1 protein-coding gene is annotated in these 1,401 nt (G+C 59.1%); it reads left to right on the top strand.

Features of this window, described 5'->3' with window-relative positions:
• Positions 1–1,401, top strand: a 1,401-nt coding sequence (locus tag ACODTO_RS29535; RefSeq protein ID WP_489107472.1) for an immunoglobulin-like domain-containing protein, incomplete at both ends; no start/stop codon positions are given.

Raw genomic sequence — 1,401 nt, 5'->3', positions numbered from 1 at the left:
CGGTGGATAACACTGGCCTGACTCTGAGTGCCAGCGAGAGCATCACCGAAGGTGGATCGATTGTTTACACCGCAACGCTGACCAACGCCGCGCAAACGCCAGTGACTGTCACTTTGAGCAACGGTTCGGTCATTAACATTGCTGCGGGCGAAACCACTGGCACTGTTGCAGTCAATACGCCTGCCAACGACGTCTACAACAACGGCAGCACTGTCAGCACCACCATCACCGGTGCGACCGGCGGTAACTTCGAAAATCTGGTTCCGGACACTACGCCTGCCGTCACCACGATCACTGATTCGGTGGACGACACTGGCCTGACTCTGAGCGCCAGCGAGAGCATCACCGAAGGCGGATCGATTGTTTACACCGCAACGCTGACCAACGCCGCGCAAACGCCAGTGACCGTGACGCTGAGCAATGGCTCAGTAATCAACATCGCTGCCGGTGAAACCACCGGCACTGTTGCAGTCAATACGCCCGCCAACGACGTCTACAACAATGGCAGTACCGTCAGCACCACCATTACCGGCGCAACCGGCGGTAACTTCGAGAACCTGGTTCCGGACACTACGCCTGCGGTCACCACGATCACCGATTCGGTGGACGACACTGGCCTGACCCTGAGCGCCAGCGAAACCATCACCGAAGGCGGCCAGATCACCTATACCGCGACGCTGACCAACGCGGCGCAAACGCCAGTGACCGTGACGCTGAGCAACGGCTCGGTGATTACCATCGCAGCTGGCGAAACCACCGGCACCGTCGCAGTTAATACGCCTGCCAACGACGTTTACAACAATGGCAGCACCGTCAGCACCACCATCACCGGTGCGACTGGTGGCAACTTCGAGAACCTGGTGCCGGACACGACGCCTGCCGTCACCACGATCACTGATTCGGTGGACGACACTGGCCTGACCTTGAGCGCCAGCGAAAGCATTACCGAAGGCGGCCAGATCACCTACACCGCGACCCTGACCAACGCCGCTCAAACGCCAGTGACCGTCACCTTGAGCAACGGCTCGGTGATTACCATCGCAGCCGGCGAAACTACCGGCACCGTTGCGGTGAATACACCTGCGAATGACGTTTACAACAATGGCAGCACCGTCAGCACCACGATCACGGGCGCAACCGGCGGCAACTTCGAGAACCTGGTGCCGAGCACCACGCCAGCCGTCACCACGATCACTGATTCGGTGGACACCACTGGCCTGACCTTGAGTGCCAGCGAGAACATCACTGAAGGCGGTTCGATTGTTTACACCGCGACCTTGACCAATGCCGCGCAGACGCCAGTGACTGTCACTTTGAGCAACGGTTCGGTCATTAACATTGCTGCGGGCGAAACCACCGGCACTGTTGCAGTCAATACGCCTGCCAACGACGTCTACAACA

The organism is Pseudomonas sp. FG13 (genome assembly GCF_057809755.1).
The sequence above is the reverse complement of the archived record's forward strand: the minus strand, read 5'-3'. Positions and strand labels throughout refer to the sequence as shown.